Source organism: Nocardioides panaciterrulae (assembly GCF_013409645.1).
GTDB lineage: Bacteria > Actinomycetota > Actinomycetes > Propionibacteriales > Nocardioidaceae > Nocardioides > Nocardioides panaciterrulae.
On sequence record NZ_JACCBG010000001.1, the window covers coordinates 2,884,513 to 2,905,008 of the forward strand.

Below are 20,496 nucleotides of genomic sequence, written 5' to 3' on the forward strand. Positions count from 1 at the left end.
CTACGCATCCAGCTGGTCGAACTCCCACGTGGCGTCGTCGGGGAGGCTCGGCCGTTCCCAGGCGGGATCAGGGCGCCAGTCCGACCACGGTTCGTCGAAGGGGAACCGGCCGGCCCGAAACGTGCGCAGGGCGGCGCCGGCGGCGTCCTCGATCTGTTGTCTCTCCGCCGGGGTGAACAGCCCCTGCTCGACAGCGGCCTCGAGCTCGTCCTCGTCCTTCATCTGGCAGTCGCCGCCCGCGGCGATCCAGACGTCCAGCACGTGGTCGCAGGAGAACAGATCGCGCCCCTCCCGACGATGGACCGCCTCGAGGTTCACGTACCAGCCCTCGAAGGTCCAGTCCTCGTCCCAGAACAGCCAGACGCTCCACGGCACCCCGGACGGGGCGATGCGCAGAATGCCCGGGCCCTGCCAACGACCACGCGCGGAGACCCGGCCGATCGAGAACGCAACGTCCGGCGGCGCAGATCTTGGCGGCCCTCCGTCTGGCAAGACCGACTTCAGTAGCTCGGTCCCCGGCGCGAGCCAGGCGACCAAGCCACGGTCGTCGTCGCGGACAACCGTCACCGGGTCGACGTACTCGGCGTCGCCAGGCTCCCAGCGTGGGCGGCGGTAGTGCCAGTAGACGTGCTCACCCGGTTGCCAGAACATGCGCCGACCCAAGCATGCGCCCGCCCCACCTTCGCCGTCCGGGGTGTCGGACATCAGCGAGTGAGGCACGCGCTCGGCGTCGCGAGCAGATCATCGGTCTCATCCGTTCGCCGCGCCGCTGCGCGCTGTCGGATCGTGCGGGCCGCCGACGTAGGCTTGCCGTGATGGCCGGGGGCCGTCTCCCCCGTCGGTTCCCGGTCATCCCTCACCGCTCAGGAGGCGACCGCCTCCTCCTCCTCGATCATGCGGCGCAGGTCCCGCAGGATGCGGGCCAGCAGCCGGGAGACCTGCATCTGGGTCACCCCGATCTCCTCGGCGATCTCCTGCTGGGTCCGGTCGACGAAGAACCGCAAACACACGATCCGGCGGTCCCGATCGGACAGCCTGCGCATCAGCGGCGCGAGCACGACCCTCGCCTCGGCGGCACCGAGACCGTCGACCACCGAGTCGGTCAGCTCGTCCCCGAGCGTGGCCGTGGCGCCGTCGTGCACGGGCAGGTCCAGCGAGGTCGGGGTGAAGCAGCCCTGGGCGGCGAGCGCCTCCTCCACGGTCGCGACGTCCTCCCCGAGCTTCTCGGCGATCTCCGCGGCCGTGACCGGCCGCCCGCCGGCGGTGCTCAGGCTGTCGCGGGCCGCGACGACCTTCGACTGGGTCTCCTGCACCCGGCGGGGCGGGCGCACGAACCAACCGAGGTCACGGAAGTACTTGCGGATCTCGCCGCGCACCGTCGGCACGGCGTACGAGAGGAAGTCGTGGTGCATCGAGACGTCGAAGTGGCGGGCCGCCCGGGTCAGGGCCAGGTAGGCCACCTGCTCGAGATCCTCACTCGGCACGCCGCGTTGGCCGTAGCGGTGCGCGATGGTGCGCGCGACGCCCATGTTCATCAGCACGACACGGTCGAGGATCTCCTCGCGCCGGGCCGCGTCGCGGGTGTCCGCGGCCTGCTGCAGCAGCTCCGCGGTCAGCCGGATCCTCCTCTCGCGCGGGAGGGAGAGCGTGCCGGAGCGCTCGGGACCGAGGTCTGCGAAGGAGGTGTCCGGGGCGGGGGATGGCGAAGCTGCGATGGTCATGCGGGCTCCCGAGGTCGTGCGATCGCCCACCGGACTGTTTCAGCGGAGCAGATGACGTACTCCCCTGCCCGTGCCCGTTCTCGCGAGGATCACACATCCTCACCGAGAGTCTTGGGGAATCCTCAGGTCACAGCGGCCCCGGAGACCCCCATCCGTCCCTTGCTCTCCAGATCTCAAGGCCGACGTCCCGCCGCGACCCGGGATCGAGGCCCCCGCAGCTCCCGGGAGCAGGGCTCAGTCGCCGGCGGACTCCACCACGCGCGTCCGATCGGGCTCGAAGCCGTGCTGCATGCCCCACACCACCGCCTGCGAGCGGCGCACCACCCCGATCTTGCGATAGGCGGTGCGGATGTAGGTCTTGACGGAGTTGATGCTGAGGTAGGTCCGCTCGGCGATCTCCTGGTTGCTCAGCCCCTGGGTGATCAGGGCCAGCACCTCGGCCTCCCGCTCGGTGAGGCCGTGCTCGCGGCCGGGCCACTGACCCGAGTGGTGGTCCAGTCGCCGGTCCGCCGGGATCACGATCTTCCCCTCGGCCACCTGCTCGAGCGCGTCGACCACCTCCTCGGCGGTCATGCCCTTGGACAGGTAGCCCGCCGCGCCGTGCTCGAGGGCGCGCTGGACCAGGTCGCGTTGCACGTTCCAGCTGAAGACCACCAGCCGCGCGTCGTTGCCGTGCAGCAGCCTGTCCAGGTCGACACCGTCGCCCTGGACCTGGCCGAACGTGTCGTAGAGGATCAGGTCGACGTCGCTGGCCACCGGCATGCCGGAGTCGAGCTCGACGATCGCCACGCGGTCGGAGTACGGCGTCAGCATCGCCGCGACCCCCGCCACCACGATCTCGTAGTCGTTGACGATGGCCAGCCTGATCGGCGACGTCTGGTCGGTGGACATGGCCCAACTCTATTCACCGTTCACCCGCGAGGAGGAGGCGACCACGTGTCGTGATCTCCTAACCTGACGTGCCACCCGTCCGGGCGGCCGCACCCCGATCCGAAGGACAAAGGACAGCTGTGCCCGACGAGTCCCCCTCGCCCGTCGTGCTTCGCCCCGAACCCGGCCTGGTCACCGCCTCGCTCGGTTTCGTCGCCGAAGCCGCTCGCGCCGCGGCCGACGACCTGCCGGCGGCGGCCGTCGAGCTGGCCCGCACCTGGGGCAGCCGGCTCCCGCTTCCCGGCCGCGGAGCCACCACCGAGCTCTGGGAGGCGTTGGCGACCGTGGCGGCCACCGACCTCTCGGTGGCCCGGATCATGGAGCCGCACGTCGACGCGCTGGCGATCCTCGCCGAGTCCGGGGCCCCGGCGCCGGACGAGGACACCAGCTGGGGCGTGTACGCCGCCGAGGGGCCAGGCGCCCGCCTGGAGGCGCGCGAGCACGGCGAGGGCTGGCGGCTCGCGGGGCTCAAGCCGTGGTGCTCGCTGGCCGGCGACCTGACCCACGCGCTGGTCACCGCCTGGGTCGACGACAGCCATCGTGGCCTCTTCGCGGTCGACCTGCGCCACCCCGGGGTCGAGCCCCTGGAGGGCACCTGGCACGCCCGCGGGCTGCGCGAGGTCCGCTCGGGCCCGGTCCGCTTCACCGACGTACCGGCCGGGGCCGTGGGCGCGCCCGGATGGTACCTCCAGCGCGACGGTTTCGCCTGGGGTGGCATGGGCGTGGCCGCTATCTGGTACGGCGGGGCGGTGGGCGTGGCGCGCCGGCTGCTGCAGGCGGCGCGCGAGCGGACCCCGGACCAGGTGGCGCTGATGCACCTCGGCACGGTCGACGCCGCGCTGGCCGCCGCACGCTCGGCGCTGGTCGAGGCCGCTCTCCGCGTCGACGAGGGGGCGGCCGGCGGACAGACCGGCGCGCTGCTGGCGCTGCGCCTGCGCCACGTGGTGGCGGACGCGGCCGAGCGGGTCCTCACCGCCGTCGACCACGGCCTGGGGCCCGGGCCGCTCTCGCTGGAGCCGGTGCACGCCGGGCGGGTCGCCGACCTGCGGCTCTACCTGCGCCAGCACCACGCCGAGCGCGACGCGGCGGCGCTCGGAGCCCGCCTCGTCGAGGACCTGCCCGCGGAGGGGTCGCCCTGGTGACCGCCTCGTTCACCCACGACGGCACGGGGACCGCGGCCGAGGAGTGGCGCCGGCACCCCGCCTGGGGCACGGTGCCGGAGCTCACGCTGGTCAACGGCGAGGTCCCGTGCACCCGGCTGGTCGTGGTCGCCGCCCACCCCGACGACGAGAGCCTGGGGGCCGGCGGGCTGATCGCCACCGCCTCCGCCGTCGGCCTCTCGGTCTACGTCGTGCTGCTCACCGCCGGCGAGGCCTCGCACCCCGAATCCCCCACCCTGACCCGGCACGCGCTGGCCACCCGGCGCCTCGCGGAGGCCGAGCGCGCCCTGGGCATCCTCGCGCCCGAGGCGCCGCTGGTGTTCCTGGGTGCCTCGGACGGCAAGGTCGCCCAGGTCGAGGCCGAGGTGACCTCGAGCCTGGTCGACCTGATCGGCGACGGCCGCAGCACGCTGCTGGTCGCCCCGTGGCGCCGTGACGGGCACACCGACCACGAGGCCGCCGGTCGCGCCGCGGCGGCGGCGGCGCTGCGCACCGGCGCCCGGCTGGCGGAGTACCCCGTGTGGATGTGGCACAAGGACGGTCCCGACGACGCGCCGTGGCCGCGGATGAATCGGGTCGACCTCTCCCCGCAGGTCAGCCAGCGCAAGTGGCTGGCCATCCACGCCCACGCCAGCCAGGTCCGGCCGCTCTCCTCGCACCCCGAGGACGGGGCGATGCTGCCCGCGGGGGTGCTCGCCCACTTCCGCACCCCCGTCGAGCACTTCGTCACCGAGGCCGCCGACGACGAGACCCTCGACCGGCTGCACCGCGACCAGCCCGACCCGTGGGGGGTCGACGTGCGCTGGTACGAGCAGCGCAAGCGCCAGCTCACCCTGGCCGCGCTCCCCCGGCCGACCTTCCGGCGGGGGCTCGAGGTCGGCTGCTCGCGCGGCGCGCTCGCCGAGGAGCTGGCCGGCCGCTGCACCGAGCTGGTCGCCGTCGACCGCAGCCCGACCGCGGCGGCCCGGGCCGAGGCCCGGCTCGCGGACCTGCCGCACGCGGTCGTCGAGGTCCGAGACGTGCCGACCCAGTGGCCCGCCGGCCGCTTCGACCTGGTCGTGGTCTCCGAGGTCGGCTACTTCCTCAGCCCCGGTGACCTCGACCGGCTCGTGGCCCGGATCGGCGACAGCCTCGAACCGGACGGCACCGTGGTGCTCTGCCACTGGCGCCACCCGGTCGAGGGCTGGGTCCTGGACGGGCCCGACGTCCACGAGCGGTTCCGGGCCAGCCGGCTGCCGCCGGAGGTCGCGCGCTACGAGGATCGCGACGTCGAGATCTCGGTGCTGTGCTCGCCCGACCTCTGGCCGGACCCGACCGCGTGAGCGCACCCGCCCCGCCGTACGCCGTGGTGCACGTGGTCGTGCCCGCCCACGACGAGCAGGACCTGCTCCCCGCCTGCCTGCGCTCGCTGCGCGCCGCGACCTCGCAGCTGCGCCGGCACCGTCCGGAGGTCCTCACCCGGGTGACCGTGGTCGCTGACCGGTGCTCCGACGCGACCGCCGCGCTGACCCGCGCCGCGGGCATCGACCTGGTCGAGCTCGACGCCGGCTGCGTGGGCCGGGCCCGCCAGGCGGGGGTGCGTCGGGCCACCGAGCTGGCCGGCCCCGTCGCGGCGGACCGGGTGTGGGTGGCCAACACCGACGCCGACACCGTGGTGCCCCGCGACTGGCTGCTGCGGCAGCTCGCGCTCGCCGACACCGGGCACCGGATGGTCGTCGGCACGGTCCGGCCGGACCACCTCGATCTCGACCCGGCCGTGCTGCGCGCGTGGCACCGGGTGCACTCGCTCGGCGAGGGCCACCCCTACGTCCACGGCGCGAACCTGGGGGTCTCCCTGGCGGCCCTGCACCGGGTGGGGGGCTTCGCCCCGGTCGCCGTCGGCGAGGACGTCCTGCTGGTCCGGGCGGTGCAGCGGGCGGGCCTGCCGTGGTGCGCGACCGCGACCACCGAGGTGACCACCTCGGCCCGCCGCCGGAGCCGGGTGAGCGGGGGCTTCGCGGGGTTCCTCCGCGACCTGCACGCGACCGACGTCACCCGCCCGGCCCCCGCGACCGGGCCCGAGGCGGTTTGCGGCGCCCCGGGCCGGGTAGAAGAGGAACGGCCCCGCGCAGTATGAGTGCGCGGGGCCGAGTGCGTCCTCGACCGCGCGCCGGGGGCCCCGGCCGATGCGGTCAGGCCCCGGCGTACGAGTCGATCTCGGCGAGCAGCCGCTTCCGCACGTCGTCCTCGGCGTACGACGCGTGCACCGCGGCCCGGGCCAGGTCGGCGACGCCGCCCTCGTCGAGCTCGAGGAGGTCGGCGGCGATCTCGTACTCCCGGTTCAGGTCGGTGCCGAACATCGGCGGGTCGTCGGAGTTGATCGTGACCGTCACGCCGGCGTCGCGGAACGCGCGCAGCGGGTGCTCCTCGAGGGTGCTGACCGCCCGCGTCGCGATGTTGGAGGAGGGGCAGACCTCGAGCGGGATGCCGCGCTCGGCGAGGTGCGCCAGCAGGGCCGGGTCCTGCGCGGAGGAGGTGCCGTGGCCGATCCGCTCCGCGCCCAGCAGCGTCAGGGCGTCCCAGACGGTCTGCGGGCCGGTGGTCTCCCCGGCGTGGGGCACGCTGCGCAGCCCGGCGGCGCGGGCGGCGTCGAAGTGGGGCTGGAACTGCGGGCGCGGCACGCCGATCTCGGGGCCGCCGAGGCCGAAGCCGATCAGGCCCTCGGGCCGGTGGTTGAGCGCGTAGTCCAGCGTCGCCTCCGCCGCGGGCAGACCGAACTCGCCGGGGATGTCGTAGACCCAGCGCAGCACGAGGCCGAAGTCCCGCTCGGCGGCGACCCGGGCGTCCTCGACGGCCTCGGTGTAGGCCTCGATCGGCATCCCCTTGCCCTCCTCGTGCGGACGCACGGAGGTGTACGGCGTGCAGGTCAGCTCGGCGTACCTGAGGTTCTGGGCGGTCGCCATCTCGCGCGCGACCTCGTAGGTGAGGTAGCGGATGTCCTCGGGGGTGCGGATCAGGTCGACCACCGCGAGGTAGACCTCGACGAAGTGCGCGAAGTCGCGGAACTCGTAGAAGCGCTTGAGCTCCTCCAGGTCACTCGGAACCGTGCCGGGGTGGCGCGCGGCCAGGCCGCTGACGATCCGGGCGGACGCCGAGCCGACGTGGTGGACGTGCAGCTCGGCCTTCGGGAGGCCGGCGATGAAGCTGGAGAGAGGGTGCGAGGTAGTCATCGGGCCGATCATCTCAGCGCGGGGTGCGCGGACCCCAAATCCGGCGTCACCCCACGCGGGCGAGCAGGTTCTGCGCCAGCTGGTCGATCGTCGTGCCGTCGACGAAGACCTTCCCGTCGAGCAGGATCGTCGGGGTGCTGCGTACGCCGGCGTCGGCGGCGGCCTGGGTGGCCCGGTCCACCCAGGCCTTCTGCGACTCCTGCTCGATGTCGGACCTGACCGCGGACTCCGACGCCCCGGCGGCGACCGCCTTGTCGACCAGCCAGCTGCTGGACGGGTAGGGGCCCTGCTCCTGGGGCTGGTCGGCGTAGAGCAGGTCGTGGAACTTCTTGGCGACGGCGGGTCCGGAGTCGGCGAGCACCACCTTGAACGCGGAGGCGGCGGCGACCGAGTAGTCGGTCTGGAGCAGGTTGAACGGGCGGTACTCGACGTACACCTTGCCCTGGTCGGCGAGGGTGGCGAGCTTGTCGTGGGTGGCGCGCTCGAACTCGCCGCAGTAGGGGCACAGGAAGTCCTCGTAGACGACCACCGAGTGCGGCGCGTTCTTGTCGCCGACGGTCACGCCCCAGGTGCCGGCCCCGGCCGGTGGGGCGGAGACGTTGGTGCTGGTGTCCAGGGAACGGGTGAGCAGGAAGCCGCCGCCGACGAGCACGATGATCACCGCGACCACGATCGCGATCATCCGGGTGGCGCGGCGGCGCTCGGCGCGCTGCTGGTCGCGCAGCGCGGCGGCCGCGCGGTCGCTGCGGCTCTCAGGGGTCTGCTTCGACATTGCTCAGGATCCTTCGGAGGCGGTGGTGGGGTGGAAGAGCAGGCGGTCCACCGCCAGCCTGGTCCGGCCGACCCACACGAGGTAGCCGGAGAGGAGGAGCAGTCCGACGTCCCGGGCGATCTCCCACGGGTACTTCGACGCGGCGTTCGGGTCGAAGCCGCCACCGCCGAAGCAGCCGCAGTCGATGGTCAGTCCCCGCGCCCACACCGACCAGATCGCGGCGATGAAGCCGACCAGCAGCAGCGCGGAGGCGACCGCGGCACCCCGGGTGAGCACGCCGACGACGAGGGCCAGCCCGATCACGATCTCGATCACCGGGAGCAGCTGTCCCACCGTGGGCACCATCGAGGACGGCAGCAGCTGATAGGCCCGCACGGCCTGCACGCTGCTGGCCGGGTCGGGCAGCTTGATGGCGCCGGCGACGATCCACACCGCACCGACGACCAGCCTGGCCGCCAGCCCGAACCACTCCTTCACACCCTCGACCCTAGAAGGCGGGTCTGAATCGCGCCTGAGAACCCCGCAGTATGGTGCCCTCGTGAACGAGAGACTCGTCTGGATCGACTGTGAGATGACCGGGCTCGACCTCGAGGCCGACGCGCTCATCGAGGTCGCGGCCCTGGTGACCGACTTCGACCTCAACGTGCTCGGGGAGGGTGTCGACCTCATCGTCAAGCCGCCCACCGAGGCGATCGCGCAGATGAACGACTTCGTGCGCAGCATGCACGAGAAGTCCGGCCTGCTCGAGGAGCTCGACCACGGCATCACGATGGCCGAGGCCGAGGACCGGGTCCTCGCCTACATCCGCGAGCACTGCCCCGAGGGCAGCCGGCCTCCGCTGGCCGGCAACACGGTCGCCACGGACCGCGCGTTCCTCGCCCGCGACATGCCCGAGCTCGAGGCCTTCCTGCACTACCGGATCGTCGACGTCTCCTCGATCAAGGAGCTCTCGCGACGCTGGTTCCCCCGGGCCTACTTCCAGGCGCCCGCCAAGCGGGGCAACCACCGGGCGCTGGCCGACATCCGGGAGAGCATCGAGGAGCTCCGCTACTACCGCGAGGCGGTCTTCGTGCCCTCCCCTGGCCCCGACAGCGAGGCGGCCCGCCGGATCGCCGCGCGGCACGGCGGCGCGCTGACCGGACTCACCGAGGAGCCCGATTCCGGGAATCCGGCGGGGGCCTAGTACAGTTCTCTCGATCCCGGCCGCGCCGGGATCTTGCATGGTGGGTGTAGCTCAGCTGGTAGAGCACCTGGTTGTGGTCCAGGTGGCCGCGGGTTCAAGTCCCGTCACTCACCCCAGTGCCCAAGCGGCGGCCTCGAGCCCCTGACCTGCAGAGATGCGGTCAGGGGCTCGATGCTTATGGTCTCCCCGCCTGCCGTGCCGTGGACCGGGGGGCGGCCACCGCGGGAAGGACCGCGCGTTAGCCTCGGAGTCCGTGACCTCCTCTCGCCTCCGCTCGGCGCTGCTGCGCGGCGCGGTCGGCCTGCTGGCCGCCGTCCAGTTGACGGCGTGCGGCGGCTCCGCCCACAACACTCCCCGATCGGCGCCGCACTACGCCTCCGGCACCGAGGTGGGCCGGCCGTTGCCGGCCGGGCTGAGGCGGATGCCCCTCACCGACGAGCAGGGCCGCACGGTCCACCTGTCCGACTACGCCGGCAGGACCGTCGTCCTGCAGGACGTGACGACCCTGTGCCAGGAGCTGTGCCCGATCGACACCGCGACGTTCGTCAGCACCGCCCGGCAGTACCAGGACCGCGCCGACGACCCCTCCGACACCGTCTTCCTCAGCGTCACCGTGGACCCGGAACGGGACACGCCGGCCCAGCTGCGCGCCTACCGCAGGCAGTACGCCGGCGCCGGGGACCAGCTGCCCCAGTGGCACCTGCTGACCGGCTCGCCCGCGGACCTGGCCGCGCTGTGGAAGTTCCTCGGCGTCTACGTCGAGAAGGTCCCGCAGGACGGCGCCGTCCGGAACTGGCGTACCGGGCAGCCCCTCACCTACGACGTGCAGCACTCCGACGAGGTGTTCTTCCTCGACGGCAGCGGCGCGGAGCAGTACCTGCTCGACGGGATGCCCTCGCTCGGCGAGCGCCGGATCCCCGGCGACCTCCAGCGCTTCATGAGCGCGCGGGGGCACCGCAACGAGCGGAGGGACTCGGGCTGGACCGCGACCCAGGCCCTGGGCGTGCTGGCCTGGTTGCACCACCGTCCCACCTGACCCGGATCCGGGCTCGCCTGGCCTAAGGTCGGCGCATGCCGCTGACCGCGAGCTTCCTGCGTCGTCACCTGGGGCCCATCGTGCTGTGGGCGCTGGTCCTCGGCCAGGCGCTGCTGTGGTGGTGGGCCCGCCCCGCCGGCGAGGACACCGGCTCCTACTACGGCCAGCTGCTCGGGGCGGAGTCGGTCCTGCTCATGTCGATCGGCGTCGTGCTGGTCAGCACGCTGCCCTGGCTCGACACCTACTTCGACGGCATCGACCGGGCGGCGGTCTGGCACCGGCGGGTGGCGATCACCGGCCTGGTGCTGCTGCTGCCGCACATCTTGATGTCCCACCACGGCGGCGCCGGGTGGGCGAACCCCGCGGGCGTGATCGCGACCGTCGGCCTGGTCGCCCTGGCGGTGTGGGCGATCCTGCCGAGATGGCGGTCGGTGGTGCCCGAGCTGGGGCGCCGGCTGATCCGCGCCGCGCACGACTGGGCGCCGTCGCGGCTGGTGGCCCGGGTGCTCGGCGACTACGAGATCTGGCGGGCCGTGCACCGCACCACCGGGATCTTCCTAGCGATCGGCTTCGCCCACGGCCTCGGCGACGCCTCCCCGTTCGCGCACAGCCCACTGCTGCGCTGGTCCTACCTGGTGGTGGGCGGGATCGGGCTGGCCGTCTACGCCTACCGCGAGCTGCTCGCCCGGCGCGGCCACGGCCTGCGCGACTACCAGGTCCGGGAGCTCCGCCCGGTGGGCGAGGGCCTGACCGAGATCGTGCTGCGCCCGCTCGGCCGGCCCCTGGACTACCGGCCCGGCCAGTTCGCGATGCTGCACCTGGAGGCCAAGGACGGCTGGCACCGCCACCCGTTCACGCTCGCCAAGCAGCCCGTCGGAGCCGGACATCCGGGTCACGATCAAGGCGCTGGGCGACTACACCTCCCGGGTCGACACCCTGGCCCGGCCCGGGATGCCGGCCGTGCTCAGCGGGCCGCACGGCCGGTTCGTGCACGGCAAGGGCACCGACCGCCAGGTCTGGATCGCCGGCGGGGTGGGCGTCACCCCGTTCTTGAGCTGGTTGCGCTCCCTGGACGAGCAGCCGCCGCCGGACCGCGTCGACTTCTTCTACTCCGTCTCCCAGGAGTCCGACGGCGAGGTGCCCTACCTCGCCGAGATGCGCGCGATCCTGGAGCGCCACCCCGAGGTCGACCTGCACGTGGTGCGCTCCGCCGTCGACGGCCGGCTCACCGCCCGGCGCGTCCTGGAGCGCTCCGGCGCCGACCCCCGGCACCTGTCGATCTTCATGTGCGGCCCCGAGCCGATGGTGCGCGACCTGCAGCAGGGGTTCCGCGCGGACGGCGTCTCGGCCCTGCGGATCCACCGCGAGCACTTCGACTGGCGCTGACGAACGCCGGGCCGGTGGGTCAGACCTCGGCGCGCCGCCAGCCGTCGTCGGTCCGCTCGACCAGGCCCAGCCGCGCGAACGCCTCCAGCCAGCCCGGCATCGGCCACTCCCCCCACCGGTCGTGGAAGGTGCGCGCGTTGCGCAAGATGTCCTCGAGGTGCTGGACCGGAGGGTCCTGCGTCGGGTGGTGCTGGTGGTAGCTGCGTGCCGAGCCGACCCAGCCGAGCTCCAGCCCGGCGCGCTCGACCCGGAACCCGAAGTCGGTGTCCTCGGCCCCGTAGCCCGTGTAGGCCTCGTCGAAGCCGCCGCTGCGTCGCCACGCCTCACCGGACAGGGCGAAGGAGAGCGACCAGAACAGCCGCGGGTCGGCGCCGCTCCGCCGCTCGCCCGGCGCCGGGGCGGGTCGGGCGGGGTGGGGTGCGTCCTGGTCGGCCAGGGCGCCGGGGGCATGGTCCGCGGCGGGCGCGAGGTAGGTGACCGGACCGGACCAGACGACCTCCGGCTCCTCGCGGACCGCGTCCTCGTAGGCCTGGACCAGGCCCGCCCCGGCCAGGCAGTCGACGTCGAGGCACACCACGGTGTCCGCCCCCGCCCCGAGTGCCGCGGCCACCCCGCGGTTGCGCGCGTGCGCGAGCGGCAGGCGCGCCCCGGCCTCCGGCGCCATGTCGACCGCCACGACCTCGCGGCGCAGCCCGTCGCGCACGACCGGACGGATCAGCGGGTCTCCCATGGCGACCACGACGTACCGGTCGGGGATCCGCTCCTGCGCCGCGAGCGAGCGGTGCTGGGCGGCCAGGTGGGCGTGGCGGCCGCGGGCGATCGTCACCACCGCGACGCGCCTCACGCCGCCGCCGCCAGCACCTCGTCGACGACCGCGGCGAACCGGGCCGCCGCACCGCCGTCGCACCACTGCTCCCAGCGGCCGCCGTCCAGGCGCGCGGTGGCCGCCAGCACGGCGCCCCACCCGGCGGCCGGGTTCTCCGGCAGCTCGGGCAGCACGGTGGCCGGCCACGGCCCGTGGGCGAGGAGCACCGCGGTGCAGTGCTGCTCGTCGAAGGGCCGCCGCTGGGGCACGACGACCGCGGGACGCCGCAGCGCCGCAACCTCGGCGAGCGCGTTCTGCCCGGCGTGGGTGAGCACCACGTCGGCCCCGGCGACCGCCTCGCGGGGATCCTCCACCCAGGCGTGGTCGCCACCCAGGACCGTCCATGCCCAGCCCGGGGCCTGGGCCTGCATCCGGGCGAGCCGGCTCCGGTCCAGCACGTCTCCCCCGCTCCCGAGCAGCACCGTCACCCGGCGCTGCTGGCCCCGAGGGTGTGGGACCGGGGCGGCGCCCTCGGCGACGGGGTACCGCGCCAGCGCGCCCACCGCTCGGACCCGGTCGCGAACCTCCGCCGGGACCGCGGGCAGCAGCGTGGTCGTCGCCCGACCGTCACCGTCCGGCCAGAACCCCACCAGCGCCTCCGCGATGTCGAACCCCAGCCGGTGCGGCGCGTCGTCCCGGCAGCCGGGCAGCACCACGGAGATCACGGGGACACCGTGCAGGCGGCACAGCAGCACCATCTCGACCGAGACGTCCACGACGACCGCCTGCGGGGCGCTCTGCTCGATCCACCGCGAGACCCGCGCCGCTCGCGCCGCCTGGCCCCGGTGTCCGAGGGGGGCCCAGTGCAGGCGACCCGCGGCCGTGACCTCGCGGTGGGGAGGGTGGTCGTCGTCCCGGGGCAGCTGGATCCAGGGGCCGCGCCAGCCCGCGGGCCGCTCGAGGCTCGAGAGCCCGGCCACCTCGACGTCCAGCGTCGCGGCCAGGGCCCGGGCCCGGTGGAGGTGCCCGCGGCCCTGGTGGTGCACGTAGTAGCCGATCACGCGACCCGGTCCCCCTCGAGCAGCTCCGCGTAGCACTCCTCGTACTCGTCGAGCATCCGGTCGAGGGAGCAGTCCAGCTCCGCGTGCCGGCGGGTCGCGGCCCGGTCCCGCGTCGCGGCGACGAGCACGGCCTCGGCCAGCGACGCGACGTCGCCCGGCTCGGCGAGCGCGCCGACCTCGTCGTCCACCAGCTCCGGGAGCGCCCCGCGCGCGTACGCCGCGAGCGGGGTCCCGCAGGCCATCGCCTCCGGACCGACCAGGCCGTAGGGCTCGTCCCAGGCCGGCGTGGCCACGGCCACCGACGCCCGGCCCAGCAGGCGGTCCAGGGCCGCGTGGTCCAGGTGCCCCACGTGCACGGCGTACGGTCCGAGACGGGGCGCCACCTCCGCGGCGTAGTACCCCGGATCCGACACCGGCCCGGCGAGGACCAGCGGCACGCCCGCCAGCCGGCATGCGTCGATGGCATCGTGCGGCGCCTTCTCCGGGACCATCCGCCCGAACCAGACGGCCGGGCCGCCGCCCTCGCCGGGGGTCCACGCCCGCACATCGATCCCGTTGAGCACCGGCCTGCTGGTGACGACGTGGGCCCACGCGCGCGCCATGACCCGGCTCACCGCGGTGAACCGCGATCCGTCCGGGTCGAGCGCGACCGCGGACTCGAGCCAGGGCAGCGGCGGCGTGTGCAGGCTGGTCAGGACCGGCACCGGCACCATGGAGGCCATCGCCACCGGCAGGTGGTGGAGGCTGTTGTTGTGCACGACGTCGAAGCGGCGCGCGCCGTCCCGCGCGAGCTGCATCATCAGCGACAGGTAGGCGTGGTGGTCCGCCATCCACGCCCGCGACGGAGCGTTGACGTCGCCGAGGGAGATCTCGCTGGGCGCGAACGGGCGGTGGGCGAGGTGCTCCACCGGCAGGTCCGGGTCGGAGCCAGGCGCCGCGAACAGCGCGACCTCGTGGCCGCGTGCGGCCAGCCCGCGCGCCAGCGTGTGCGTCATGGCCTCGAGGCCGCCCGCGAACGGCTGGCGCACCGGGTGGCGGCTCGACGCGATCAGGCAGATCCGCAAGTCAGGCCCCCAGCAGGGATCGGTAGAGCTGCTGGTGGGCGTCGGCGACGTCCCGGCGCTGCCGTCGCCGCTCCTCGACGCTCGCGCCGAGGTCCGGCCGGTCCCGGTAGGCGGTGCCGACGGCGTCCATGAGGCTGTCGGGGTCGAAGCCGTCCTCGTCGTGACGGTAGCTGAGCACCGGACCCTGGTCGGCGAAGTAGCCGCAGGTCGGGGCGACGACGGTCGTGCCGAGGTCGCGGCAGGCCTCGAGCCAGCCGGAGTGGGTGCCGAACCGGTAGGGCAGCACCGACACGTCGAGCGAGGACAGGTAGGCCCACAGCTCGTCGTCGGGGAGGAAGTCGTGCACCCGCAGATCGAGGTCGCCGGCCGCCGCCGCGGTGGTGAGGAGCTCGGCGAGCTGCGCGTCTCGGCGCGGCCCGTCGTCGTCCAGGACGTCGTGGTGGGCGTTGACCTGCAGCACCGCCCCCGGCAGCCGACCCACCGTCCGGATCAGCGTGGGCAGCAGGCGCAGCGGGTCCATGCTCGCCCGCAGGGACTTCACGTGCAGCCCCACGCGGAAGGTGTCCCGGGGCCGAGCACGGCGCCGTTCCTGGGCCTGGCGCATCGTCGGGAGGTCGACGACGTGGGGGTGTGGCAGGACGATCGCCTCGCGGCCCCAGCGGCGGGCGATCTCGTCGGCGGCGCCGCGGGTGAGGGTCACCACGGCGTCCGCCGCGGGGATCAGCACGTCGAGCTGGGCGTCGTGCAGCTCCCTGCTGGCGTGGTGGGGGTTGCGCAGGTCGTGCACCGTGTGCACGTAGGGCTTGCCGCGACTGCGGAGCACCTCGACCAGGTCACGCAGGTCCGCCGGGTCGCGGGAGTCGAAGCCGAACTGGACGTGGAACACGTCGAACTCCGCCTCGGCCGCCCAGTGCGGGTCCAGCATCGCCGGCGGCCACCACCGCTGCGCGGCGGACCGGCGCGGGTCGTCGGGGTCGGGGTCGGGCAGCCTCCGCGGTCCCTCGCCGAGCTCGGGGGCGAGGTGGCGGACGTAGACGTGGTTGGCGGGGACCGAGGCCACCACCACGGGGGCGTCATCGGCCCCGGCGCCGGTCGAACGGGGGGCGGAGGCGGGGGCCGAACGGCCGGTCCAGCGGGAGGTCGAAGAGGTGGAGAGGGTCGTCACCCATGGGCAGTACCCCGGCCGCGCCGGCCGACCCTCACCCGGCGGGGTGAGCGGCCGCCGGACCTAGGCCGGGATGTGCCCGAAGTGGCCGCGCTGGAAGTCCTCGTAGGCCTGCAGCACCTCGGCCTTGGTGTTCATCACGAACGGGCCGGCCCAGGCGAGGGGCTCGCGGATCGGGCGGCCGCCGGCGACGATCACGTCGAGCTTCGGCGACCGGCTCTCCTGGCTGCCGTCGGCGGTGACGGTCAGGTAGTCGCCGGCACCGAGGACCGCCGCCTGGCCGGTGTGCACCGGGGAGCCGTCCCCGACGGTGCCGTGGCCGTTGAGCACGTAGACCAGCGCGTTGAAGTCGACCTCCCACGGGAGCTCGAGGCGCGCGCCGGGCTCGAGCGTGGCGTGAACCAGCGTCATCGGGGTGTACGTCGACCCGGGGCCGTCGTGGCCGTCGACCGAGCCCGCGATCACGCGCACCAGCGCGCCGGCGTCCGGGGACGTCAGCAGCGCGACCTCGCCGGAGCGCAGGTCCTGGTAGCGGGGGTCGTTCATCTTGGCGTCCCGCGGCAGGTTCACCCACAGCTGGATGCCGTGGAACAGACCGCCCTGCTGCACCAGCCACTCCGGGGGCGCCTCGATGTGCAGCAGCCCGCTGCCGGCCGTCATCCACTGGGTGTCGCCGTTGGTGATGGTGCCGCCGCCGCCGTGGCTGTCCTGGTGGTCGAAGACCCCGTCGATGATGTAGGTCACGGTCTCGAAGCCGCGGTGCGGGTGCCAGGGGGTGCCCTTCGGCTCGCCCGGCGCGTACTCCACCTCCCCCATCTGGTCCATCATCACGAACGGGTCGAGGTGGGCCAGGTCGATGCCGGCGAACGCGCGCCGGACCGGGAAGCCCTCGCCCTCGTAGCCCTGCGGCGCCGTCGTCACCTGCCACACCGGGCGCGGCTGGTCGCCCAGGCCGGGTGTGCGGAGGCGGTCGAGCACGGTCAGGTCGGGCACGGTGATCGCAGGCATGGGGGCTCCTTCGCGGCGTCGGGGGTGACACCGAGTCCAACGGTAGTTGAAAGTTGGATATTCCTCCAGGCCGCGGGCCCGGTCAGACCACGATCGGCAGCCAGACCCGGAACGTCGTCCCGCGTCCCTCGCCCGAGGCGAGCTCGATCCGGCCGCCGTGGCGCTCGACCACGGCTCGGGCGATCGACAGCCCCAGGCCGCTGCCGGGGATGGCGTTCCGCTGCGCCGTCGAGGAGCGGAAGAAGCGGCTGAAGATCCGCGCGTGCTCCTCCGCGGGGATCCCGATGCCGGTGTCGCGGACCTCGACCAGCGCGCTGTCGCCGCGGGTCGCCAGGCAGAGGGCGACCTCGCCGCCCTCGGGGGTGAACTTCACCGCGTTGCCCAGCAGGTTGACCACGACCCGCTCGATCATGTCGCGATCGCCGAGGAACGGCACCGGTTCGGCCGGCATCTCCAGGCGGACGTCGAGGTCCCGGCCCGCCCACGCCGGCGCGACCACGTCGTAGCCGGTCCGCAGCAGCACCCGCAGGTCCAGGGCCCGGTCGGAGATCACCAGGCCGTCGTCCTCGATCCGGGAGAGCGTCAGCAGGTCGTCGATGAGCAGCAGCAGGCGGGAGCTGTTCACGCTGACCCGGCGTACGGCGTCGGCCTGAGCCTCGGTGAGCGTCCCGAAGTCCCCGCTGTCCAGCATCTCGAGGTAGCCCACGATGCTGGTGATCGGCGTGCGCAGCTCGTGGCTGACGCTGGACACGAACGTCTCCTTCACCCGGTCGACCTCGCGCAGCCGCTCGACCGCGGTCCGCTCGGTCGCCAGCGCCTCGACGAGGGTGCGCTGGAGCTCGACGCGCTCCGTGACGTCCTCGGAGGTGCTGACGTAGCCGGTGACCCGCCCCCGGTCGTCGACGATCCGGTCCAGCGTCATCGAGTGGGTGCGCTCGGTGCCGTCCCTGCGGACGAACCGGATGTCGTCGGAGCCCCGCGCCGGCGCCGCCATCGCGAGCGCCACCGCCCCGAAGTCGTCCCGCACGCCCAGCTCGGCGGCCTTCTCGCGGATCGCCTGCTCGGTGTGGAACATCCGGGTGGACCTGCCCATCACCTCCTCCGGGGCGTAGCCGAGCAGTCGCTGGGCTCCGGGGTTGAACAGGGTGATCCGCCCCTGGGCGTCGGTGCCGATGATCGCGACACCGGTCGCACCGTTGACGATGCTCTGCACCTTGTCGCGCTCGGCCGCGGCCTCGCGCGCCAGGACCAGCTGCTCCCCCACGACCTGCACCATCGGGACCACGACCGCCGCGCAGTCCACGCCGAAGACGGCGAGCAGCAGCGGCCGGGTGTCCACCGGGAGTCCGTAGGCCTGTGGGATGTCCGAGAACGGCCCGAACCCGTAGCTCGTGAGCTGGATCGCGATCGCGAACACGACGAACCCCTGCGCCAGCGCCTCGTAGGGGTTGGCGCGCAGCCCGCCCCAGGCCAGCACCGGCAGCACCGCGAAGACCAGGCTCGGGAAGTCGTGCGGCAGGAAGACCAGCATCGTGACCACCGACAGCAGCACCCACTGCAGGACGCGCTCGCCTGCGGGAGCGACGGACTCGCGGCTGCGCAGCCGCAGGAAGAACGGCACCACGGTGAGGTGGGAGGCGGCCTGCGCGGCCATCACGGTGAGCCCCACCAGCAGCGGGTTGCCCCAGTCGGAGAGCAGCGAGCCGAGCGCGGCGGCGACGCCCACGACCAGCGCCCCGAGGCCGGCACCGCCGAAGAACCGCACCAGGTCCTCGCTGGTCCTCAGCGCCGGGCGGCCCTCGCGGCCGGCCGTCAGCACGCGCCAGTTCGCCCACACGCCGACGGCGATCCCCACCGCCACGGCCAGCATGAACGCGCCCGGCAGCCCGCCGGCCAGGAAGGTGAGCAGCGCGACGACACCGACCCCGGCCGCCAGCGCCGGGACCCACCGGCGCGGTGCCAGCAGCAGGGTGGCCGTGGCACCGCCGACCGGCCAGATCCCGATGCCGTGGCCGCCCTCGGGGACCGCGGTCACCGCGGCGACCCCGAAGCCCGACACGCCCAGCGCGAGGGCCGCCAGCAGCAGCGGCCGAGACGTCCTCACTCGCTCCTCCTGGTGGCCCGAGCACCCACGGGAAGGATCCAATCACACTCGACTCGCCCCCGGCGCGGATCGGCGGTTTGCCGCCCGACTCGGCGGGACGGTTAGGTTGACCGGGTGACTTCGGCGAAGCAGCGGTACGACGTCGTCGTCGTCGGGGGCGGCCACAACGGGCTGGTCTCCGCGGCGTACCTCGCCCGAGCGGGCCTCTCGGTCCTCGTCCTGGAGCGGCTCGGCCACACCGGCGGCGCGGCCGTCTCGGCGCAGCCGTTCGCCGGCCGCCCGGCCCGCCTGTCCCGCTACTCCTACCTGGTCTCGTTGCTCCCCGAGCAGCTCGTGAGCGACCTCGAGCTCGACATCCGGCTGGTCTCGCGTCCGACCGCGTCCTACACCCCGGTCCGCCGGGACGGCCGCGACCTCGGCCTGCTGGTGGAGCGAACCGAGGGCGAGGCGACCCGGCGCTCGTTCGCCGAGCTCACCGGCAGCGAGGAGGAGTACGCCGCGTGGCGCGCGTTCTACGCCGACGCCGCCGAGCTGGCGCAGGTGGTGGCCCCCACGCTGCTGTCCCCGCTGCCCACCGAGCGGCAGGTCCGCGAGCAGGTGGACGCCGGCCTGTGGCGCGACTTCGTCACCTCCCCGCTCGGCGAGACGATCGTGAAGCGGTTCCAGGACGACCTGGTGCGCGGCGTGGTGGCCACCGACGCGCTGATCGGCACCTTCGCCTCGCTGCACGACCCCTCGCTGGTGCAGAACCGCTGCTTCCTCTACCACCTGATCGGCAACGGCACCGGTGAGTGGCGGGTGCCGGTCGGCGGCATGGGCGCGGTGACCGACGCGCTCGCCCGCGCGGCGGACCGGGCGGGTGCCGAGGTGATCACCTCGGCCGGGGTGAGCGGGATCCGCGAGACCGGCGACGGCGCCGAGGTGACCTGGCACGACGGCGGCCGCTCGCACACGGTGACCGCGCGGCAGGTGCTGGCCAACGTGGCGCCGTGGGTGCTGAGGATCCTGCTCGGTGACGCCGAGGAGCCGGAGACCAAGCCCGAGGGCTCGCAGCTGAAGATCAACCTTCTGCTCGACCGGCTGCCGCGGCTGCGCTCGGGCGTCGACCCGGCGGTCGCGTTCGCCGGCACCCTGCACCTCGCCGAGGACTACGGCCGGCTCGAATCGGCGTACGCCGAGGCCGCCGCTGGCCGACTGCCCGCGACGCTGCCCGGCGAGGTCTACTGCCACTCGCTGACCGACCCCTCGATCCTCGGCGACACCGACGGCACCCACACGCTGACCTACTTCGGGCTGCACACCCCCGCCTCGCTGTTCGCGCAGGACCCGGAGGCCACCAAGCAGCTCGCGGTCTCCCGCGCGCTGGCCGCGCTCGACGAGCACTTGGTCGACCCGATCGCGACCTGTCTCGCCCGGGACCGGGACGGCAACCCGTGCCTGGAGGCGAAGATCCCCCAGGACGTCGAGCGCGACCTCGCGATGCCCGGCGGGCACATCTTCCACGGCGACCTCGAGTGGCCCTGGGCCGCGAACCGCGCCCGGCTCGACACGCCCGCCCAGCAGTGGGGGGTCCAGACCGAGTCCCCCTCAGTGCTGCTCTGCGGGTCGGGCGCCCGCCGCGGCGGCGCCGTCTCGGGCATCGGCGGCCACAACGCCGCCCAGGCGGTGCTGGCGTCGAGGTGAGGTCGAGGTGAGGTCGGGGTGAGGTCGAGTCGGTGGTCGAGCCTGTCGATACCCCCGGGCCCGATTTCTCTCCGCCACCCGGGCGCTGCTAGAGTTTCACTCGCTTCACCGGGCGCCATTAGCTCAATTGGCAGAGCAGCTGACTCTTAATCAGCGGGTTCGGGGTTCGAGTCCCTGATGGCGTACCACATCGAAGGCCAGGACGTCAC

At 73.8% G+C, this 20,496-nt stretch carries 20 protein-coding genes and 2 tRNA genes; 9 read left to right on the forward strand and 13 right to left on the reverse strand.

The window, feature by feature from the left end; genetic code table 11:
• The 3 genes from BJZ21_RS13690 to BJZ21_RS13700 form a co-directional block, all read right to left on the reverse strand.
• Entirely contained in the window at positions 1-651 is a 651-nt protein-coding gene (locus tag BJZ21_RS13690) for a ribonuclease FAU-1 family protein (protein WP_179664259.1), read from the reverse strand.
• 212 nt (positions 652-863) lie between these two features.
• The gene (locus BJZ21_RS13695) at positions 864-1,721 is read right to left on the reverse strand and encodes a sigma-70 family RNA polymerase sigma factor (RefSeq protein ID WP_179664260.1); all 858 of its coding nucleotides are present in this window, start codon (positions 1,719-1,721) and stop codon (positions 864-866) included.
• A 234-nt stretch (positions 1,722-1,955) separates the two neighbouring features.
• A complete protein-coding gene (locus BJZ21_RS13700) occupies positions 1,956-2,612 on the reverse strand; it encodes a LuxR C-terminal-related transcriptional regulator (RefSeq protein ID WP_179664261.1) in 657 nt (218 codons plus the stop codon).
• Between the two features lie 119 nt (positions 2,613-2,731).
• Here BJZ21_RS13700 and BJZ21_RS21785 point away from each other — a divergent pair, with 119 nt between their 5' ends.
• Genes BJZ21_RS21785 through BJZ21_RS21435 form a run of 3 tightly spaced genes read left to right on the forward strand, consistent with a single transcriptional unit; the run spans position 2,732 to position 5,927 of the window.
• Positions 2,732-3,793 (forward strand): acyl-CoA dehydrogenase family protein, encoded by a 1,062-nt coding sequence (locus tag BJZ21_RS21785; RefSeq protein WP_179664262.1) that lies wholly within the window; start codon positions 2,732-2,734, stop codon positions 3,791-3,793.
• A complete protein-coding gene (locus BJZ21_RS13710) occupies positions 3,790-5,133 on the forward strand; it encodes a PIG-L family deacetylase (protein ID WP_179664263.1) in 1,344 nt (447 codons plus the stop codon). Before BJZ21_RS21785 ends, BJZ21_RS13710 begins: the two co-directional genes overlap by 4 nt.
• Complete coding sequence (locus tag BJZ21_RS21435) at positions 5,130-5,927, forward strand: glycosyltransferase (protein ID WP_218851498.1); 798 nt, start codon at positions 5,130-5,132, stop codon at positions 5,925-5,927. The genes BJZ21_RS13710 and BJZ21_RS21435 overlap by 4 nt, the downstream gene beginning before the upstream one ends.
• A gap of 55 nt (positions 5,928-5,982) precedes the next feature.
• Here BJZ21_RS21435 and BJZ21_RS13720 read toward each other — a convergent pair whose 3' ends face one another.
• The 3 genes from BJZ21_RS13720 to BJZ21_RS13730 are packed head-to-tail and all read right to left on the reverse strand — an operon-like array spanning position 5,983 to position 8,269.
• The gene (locus BJZ21_RS13720; RefSeq protein WP_179664264.1) at positions 5,983-7,020 is read right to left on the reverse strand and encodes an adenosine deaminase; all 1,038 of its coding nucleotides are present in this window, start codon (positions 7,018-7,020) and stop codon (positions 5,983-5,985) included.
• 46 nt (positions 7,021-7,066) lie between these two features.
• Complete coding sequence (locus tag BJZ21_RS13725) at positions 7,067-7,792, reverse strand: DsbA family protein (protein WP_179664265.1); 726 nt, start codon at positions 7,790-7,792, stop codon at positions 7,067-7,069.
• Positions 7,793-7,795: 3 nt separating this feature from the next.
• The gene (locus BJZ21_RS13730) at positions 7,796-8,269 is read right to left on the reverse strand and encodes a MauE/DoxX family redox-associated membrane protein (protein ID WP_218852186.1); all 474 of its coding nucleotides are present in this window, start codon (positions 8,267-8,269) and stop codon (positions 7,796-7,798) included.
• Between the two features lie 61 nt (positions 8,270-8,330).
• Between BJZ21_RS13730 and orn the strand changes: the two genes are divergently transcribed.
• From orn to BJZ21_RS13745, 3 genes are all read left to right on the forward strand, one after another.
• Positions 8,331-8,975, forward strand: a complete 645-nt coding sequence (gene orn / locus BJZ21_RS13735) for an oligoribonuclease (RefSeq protein ID WP_179664267.1) — start codon at positions 8,331-8,333, stop codon at positions 8,973-8,975.
• 40 nt (positions 8,976-9,015) lie between these two features.
• Positions 9,016-9,091: transfer RNA gene (locus BJZ21_RS13740), tRNA-His, on the forward strand.
• Positions 9,092-9,228: 137 nt separating this feature from the next.
• Positions 9,229-10,011 carry an SCO family protein gene (locus BJZ21_RS13745; protein WP_179664268.1) on the forward strand — a complete coding sequence of 261 codons (783 nt, stop codon included), beginning with the start codon at positions 9,229-9,231 and terminating at the stop codon, positions 10,009-10,011.
• Between the two features lie 557 nt (positions 10,012-10,568).
• Here the strand turns inward: BJZ21_RS13745 and BJZ21_RS13750 are convergent.
• Positions 10,569-10,898: a hypothetical protein gene (locus tag BJZ21_RS13750; protein WP_179664269.1), complete on the reverse strand. Its 330-nt coding sequence runs from the start codon at positions 10,896-10,898 to the stop codon at positions 10,569-10,571.
• Between the two features lie 64 nt (positions 10,899-10,962).
• On the opposite strand from BJZ21_RS13750, the gene BJZ21_RS13755 reads away from it, so the two are divergent.
• Complete coding sequence (locus tag BJZ21_RS13755; protein ID WP_179664270.1) at positions 10,963-11,397, forward strand: ferric reductase-like transmembrane domain-containing protein; 435 nt, start codon at positions 10,963-10,965, stop codon at positions 11,395-11,397.
• Positions 11,398-11,416: 19 nt separating this feature from the next.
• On the opposite strand, the gene BJZ21_RS13760 is transcribed toward BJZ21_RS13755, so the two are convergent.
• The 6 genes from BJZ21_RS13760 to BJZ21_RS21795 all read right to left on the reverse strand — a co-directional run bounded on the left by BJZ21_RS13760 (position 11,417) and on the right by BJZ21_RS21795 (position 18,604).
• Positions 11,417-12,241 carry a galactosyltransferase-related protein gene (locus BJZ21_RS13760; protein WP_179664271.1) on the reverse strand — a complete coding sequence of 275 codons (825 nt, stop codon included), beginning with the start codon at positions 12,239-12,241 and terminating at the stop codon, positions 11,417-11,419.
• Entirely contained in the window at positions 12,238-13,263 is a 1,026-nt protein-coding gene (locus tag BJZ21_RS21790; RefSeq protein ID WP_179664272.1) for a glycosyltransferase, read from the reverse strand. The genes BJZ21_RS13760 and BJZ21_RS21790 overlap by 4 nt, the downstream gene beginning before the upstream one ends.
• Entirely contained in the window at positions 13,260-14,327 is a 1,068-nt protein-coding gene (locus BJZ21_RS13770) for a glycosyltransferase (RefSeq protein WP_218851500.1), read from the reverse strand. The genes BJZ21_RS21790 and BJZ21_RS13770 overlap by 4 nt, the downstream gene beginning before the upstream one ends.
• Before the next feature lies 1 nt (position 14,328).
• A complete protein-coding gene (locus BJZ21_RS13775; RefSeq protein ID WP_343052139.1) occupies positions 14,329-15,393 on the reverse strand; it encodes a glycosyltransferase family protein in 1,065 nt (354 codons plus the stop codon).
• Positions 15,394-15,555: 162 nt separating this feature from the next.
• Positions 15,556-16,500, reverse strand: coding sequence for a pirin family protein (locus BJZ21_RS13780; RefSeq protein ID WP_179664273.1), 945 nt, complete (start codon positions 16,498-16,500; stop codon positions 15,556-15,558).
• 82 nt (positions 16,501-16,582) lie between these two features.
• Positions 16,583-18,604 (reverse strand): ATP-binding protein, encoded by a 2,022-nt coding sequence (locus BJZ21_RS21795; protein WP_179664274.1) that lies wholly within the window; start codon positions 18,602-18,604, stop codon positions 16,583-16,585.
• Positions 18,605-18,718: 114 nt separating this feature from the next.
• Between BJZ21_RS21795 and BJZ21_RS13790 the strand changes: the two genes are divergently transcribed.
• Together BJZ21_RS13790 and BJZ21_RS13795 are read left to right on the forward strand one after the other, a co-directional pair.
• Positions 18,719-20,287, forward strand: a complete 1,569-nt coding sequence (locus BJZ21_RS13790; protein ID WP_179664275.1) for an FAD-dependent oxidoreductase — start codon at positions 18,719-18,721, stop codon at positions 20,285-20,287.
• 112 nt (positions 20,288-20,399) lie between these two features.
• Positions 20,400-20,475, forward strand: a tRNA-Lys gene (locus tag BJZ21_RS13795).
• Positions 20,476-20,496: the final 21 nt, after the last annotated feature.

Bases quoted from the DNA above. Each gene is read 5' to 3' on its own strand.
- BJZ21_RS13690 (WP_179664259.1), bottom strand. From the start codon at position 651: ATGTTCTGGCAACCGGGTGAGCACGTCTACTGGCACTACCGCCGCCCA.
- BJZ21_RS13695 (WP_179664260.1), bottom strand. From the start codon at position 1,721: ATGACCATCGCAGCTTCGCCATCCCCCGCCCCGGACACCTCCTTCGCA.
- BJZ21_RS13700 (WP_179664261.1), bottom strand. From the start codon at position 2,612: ATGTCCACCGACCAGACGTCGCCGATCAGGCTGGCCATCGTCAACGAC.
- BJZ21_RS13720 (WP_179664264.1), bottom strand. From the start codon at position 7,020: ATGACTACCTCGCACCCTCTCTCCAGCTTCATCGCCGGCCTCCCGAAG.
- BJZ21_RS13725 (WP_179664265.1), bottom strand. From the start codon at position 7,792: ATGTCGAAGCAGACCCCTGAGAGCCGCAGCGACCGCGCGGCCGCCGCG.
- BJZ21_RS13750 (WP_179664269.1), bottom strand. From the start codon at position 10,898: ATGTCCGGCTCCGACGGGCTGCTTGGCGAGCGTGAACGGGTGGCGGTG.
- BJZ21_RS13755 (WP_179664270.1), top strand. From the start codon at position 10,963: ATGCCGGCCGTGCTCAGCGGGCCGCACGGCCGGTTCGTGCACGGCAAG.
- BJZ21_RS13780 (WP_179664273.1), bottom strand. From the start codon at position 16,500: ATGCCTGCGATCACCGTGCCCGACCTGACCGTGCTCGACCGCCTCCGC.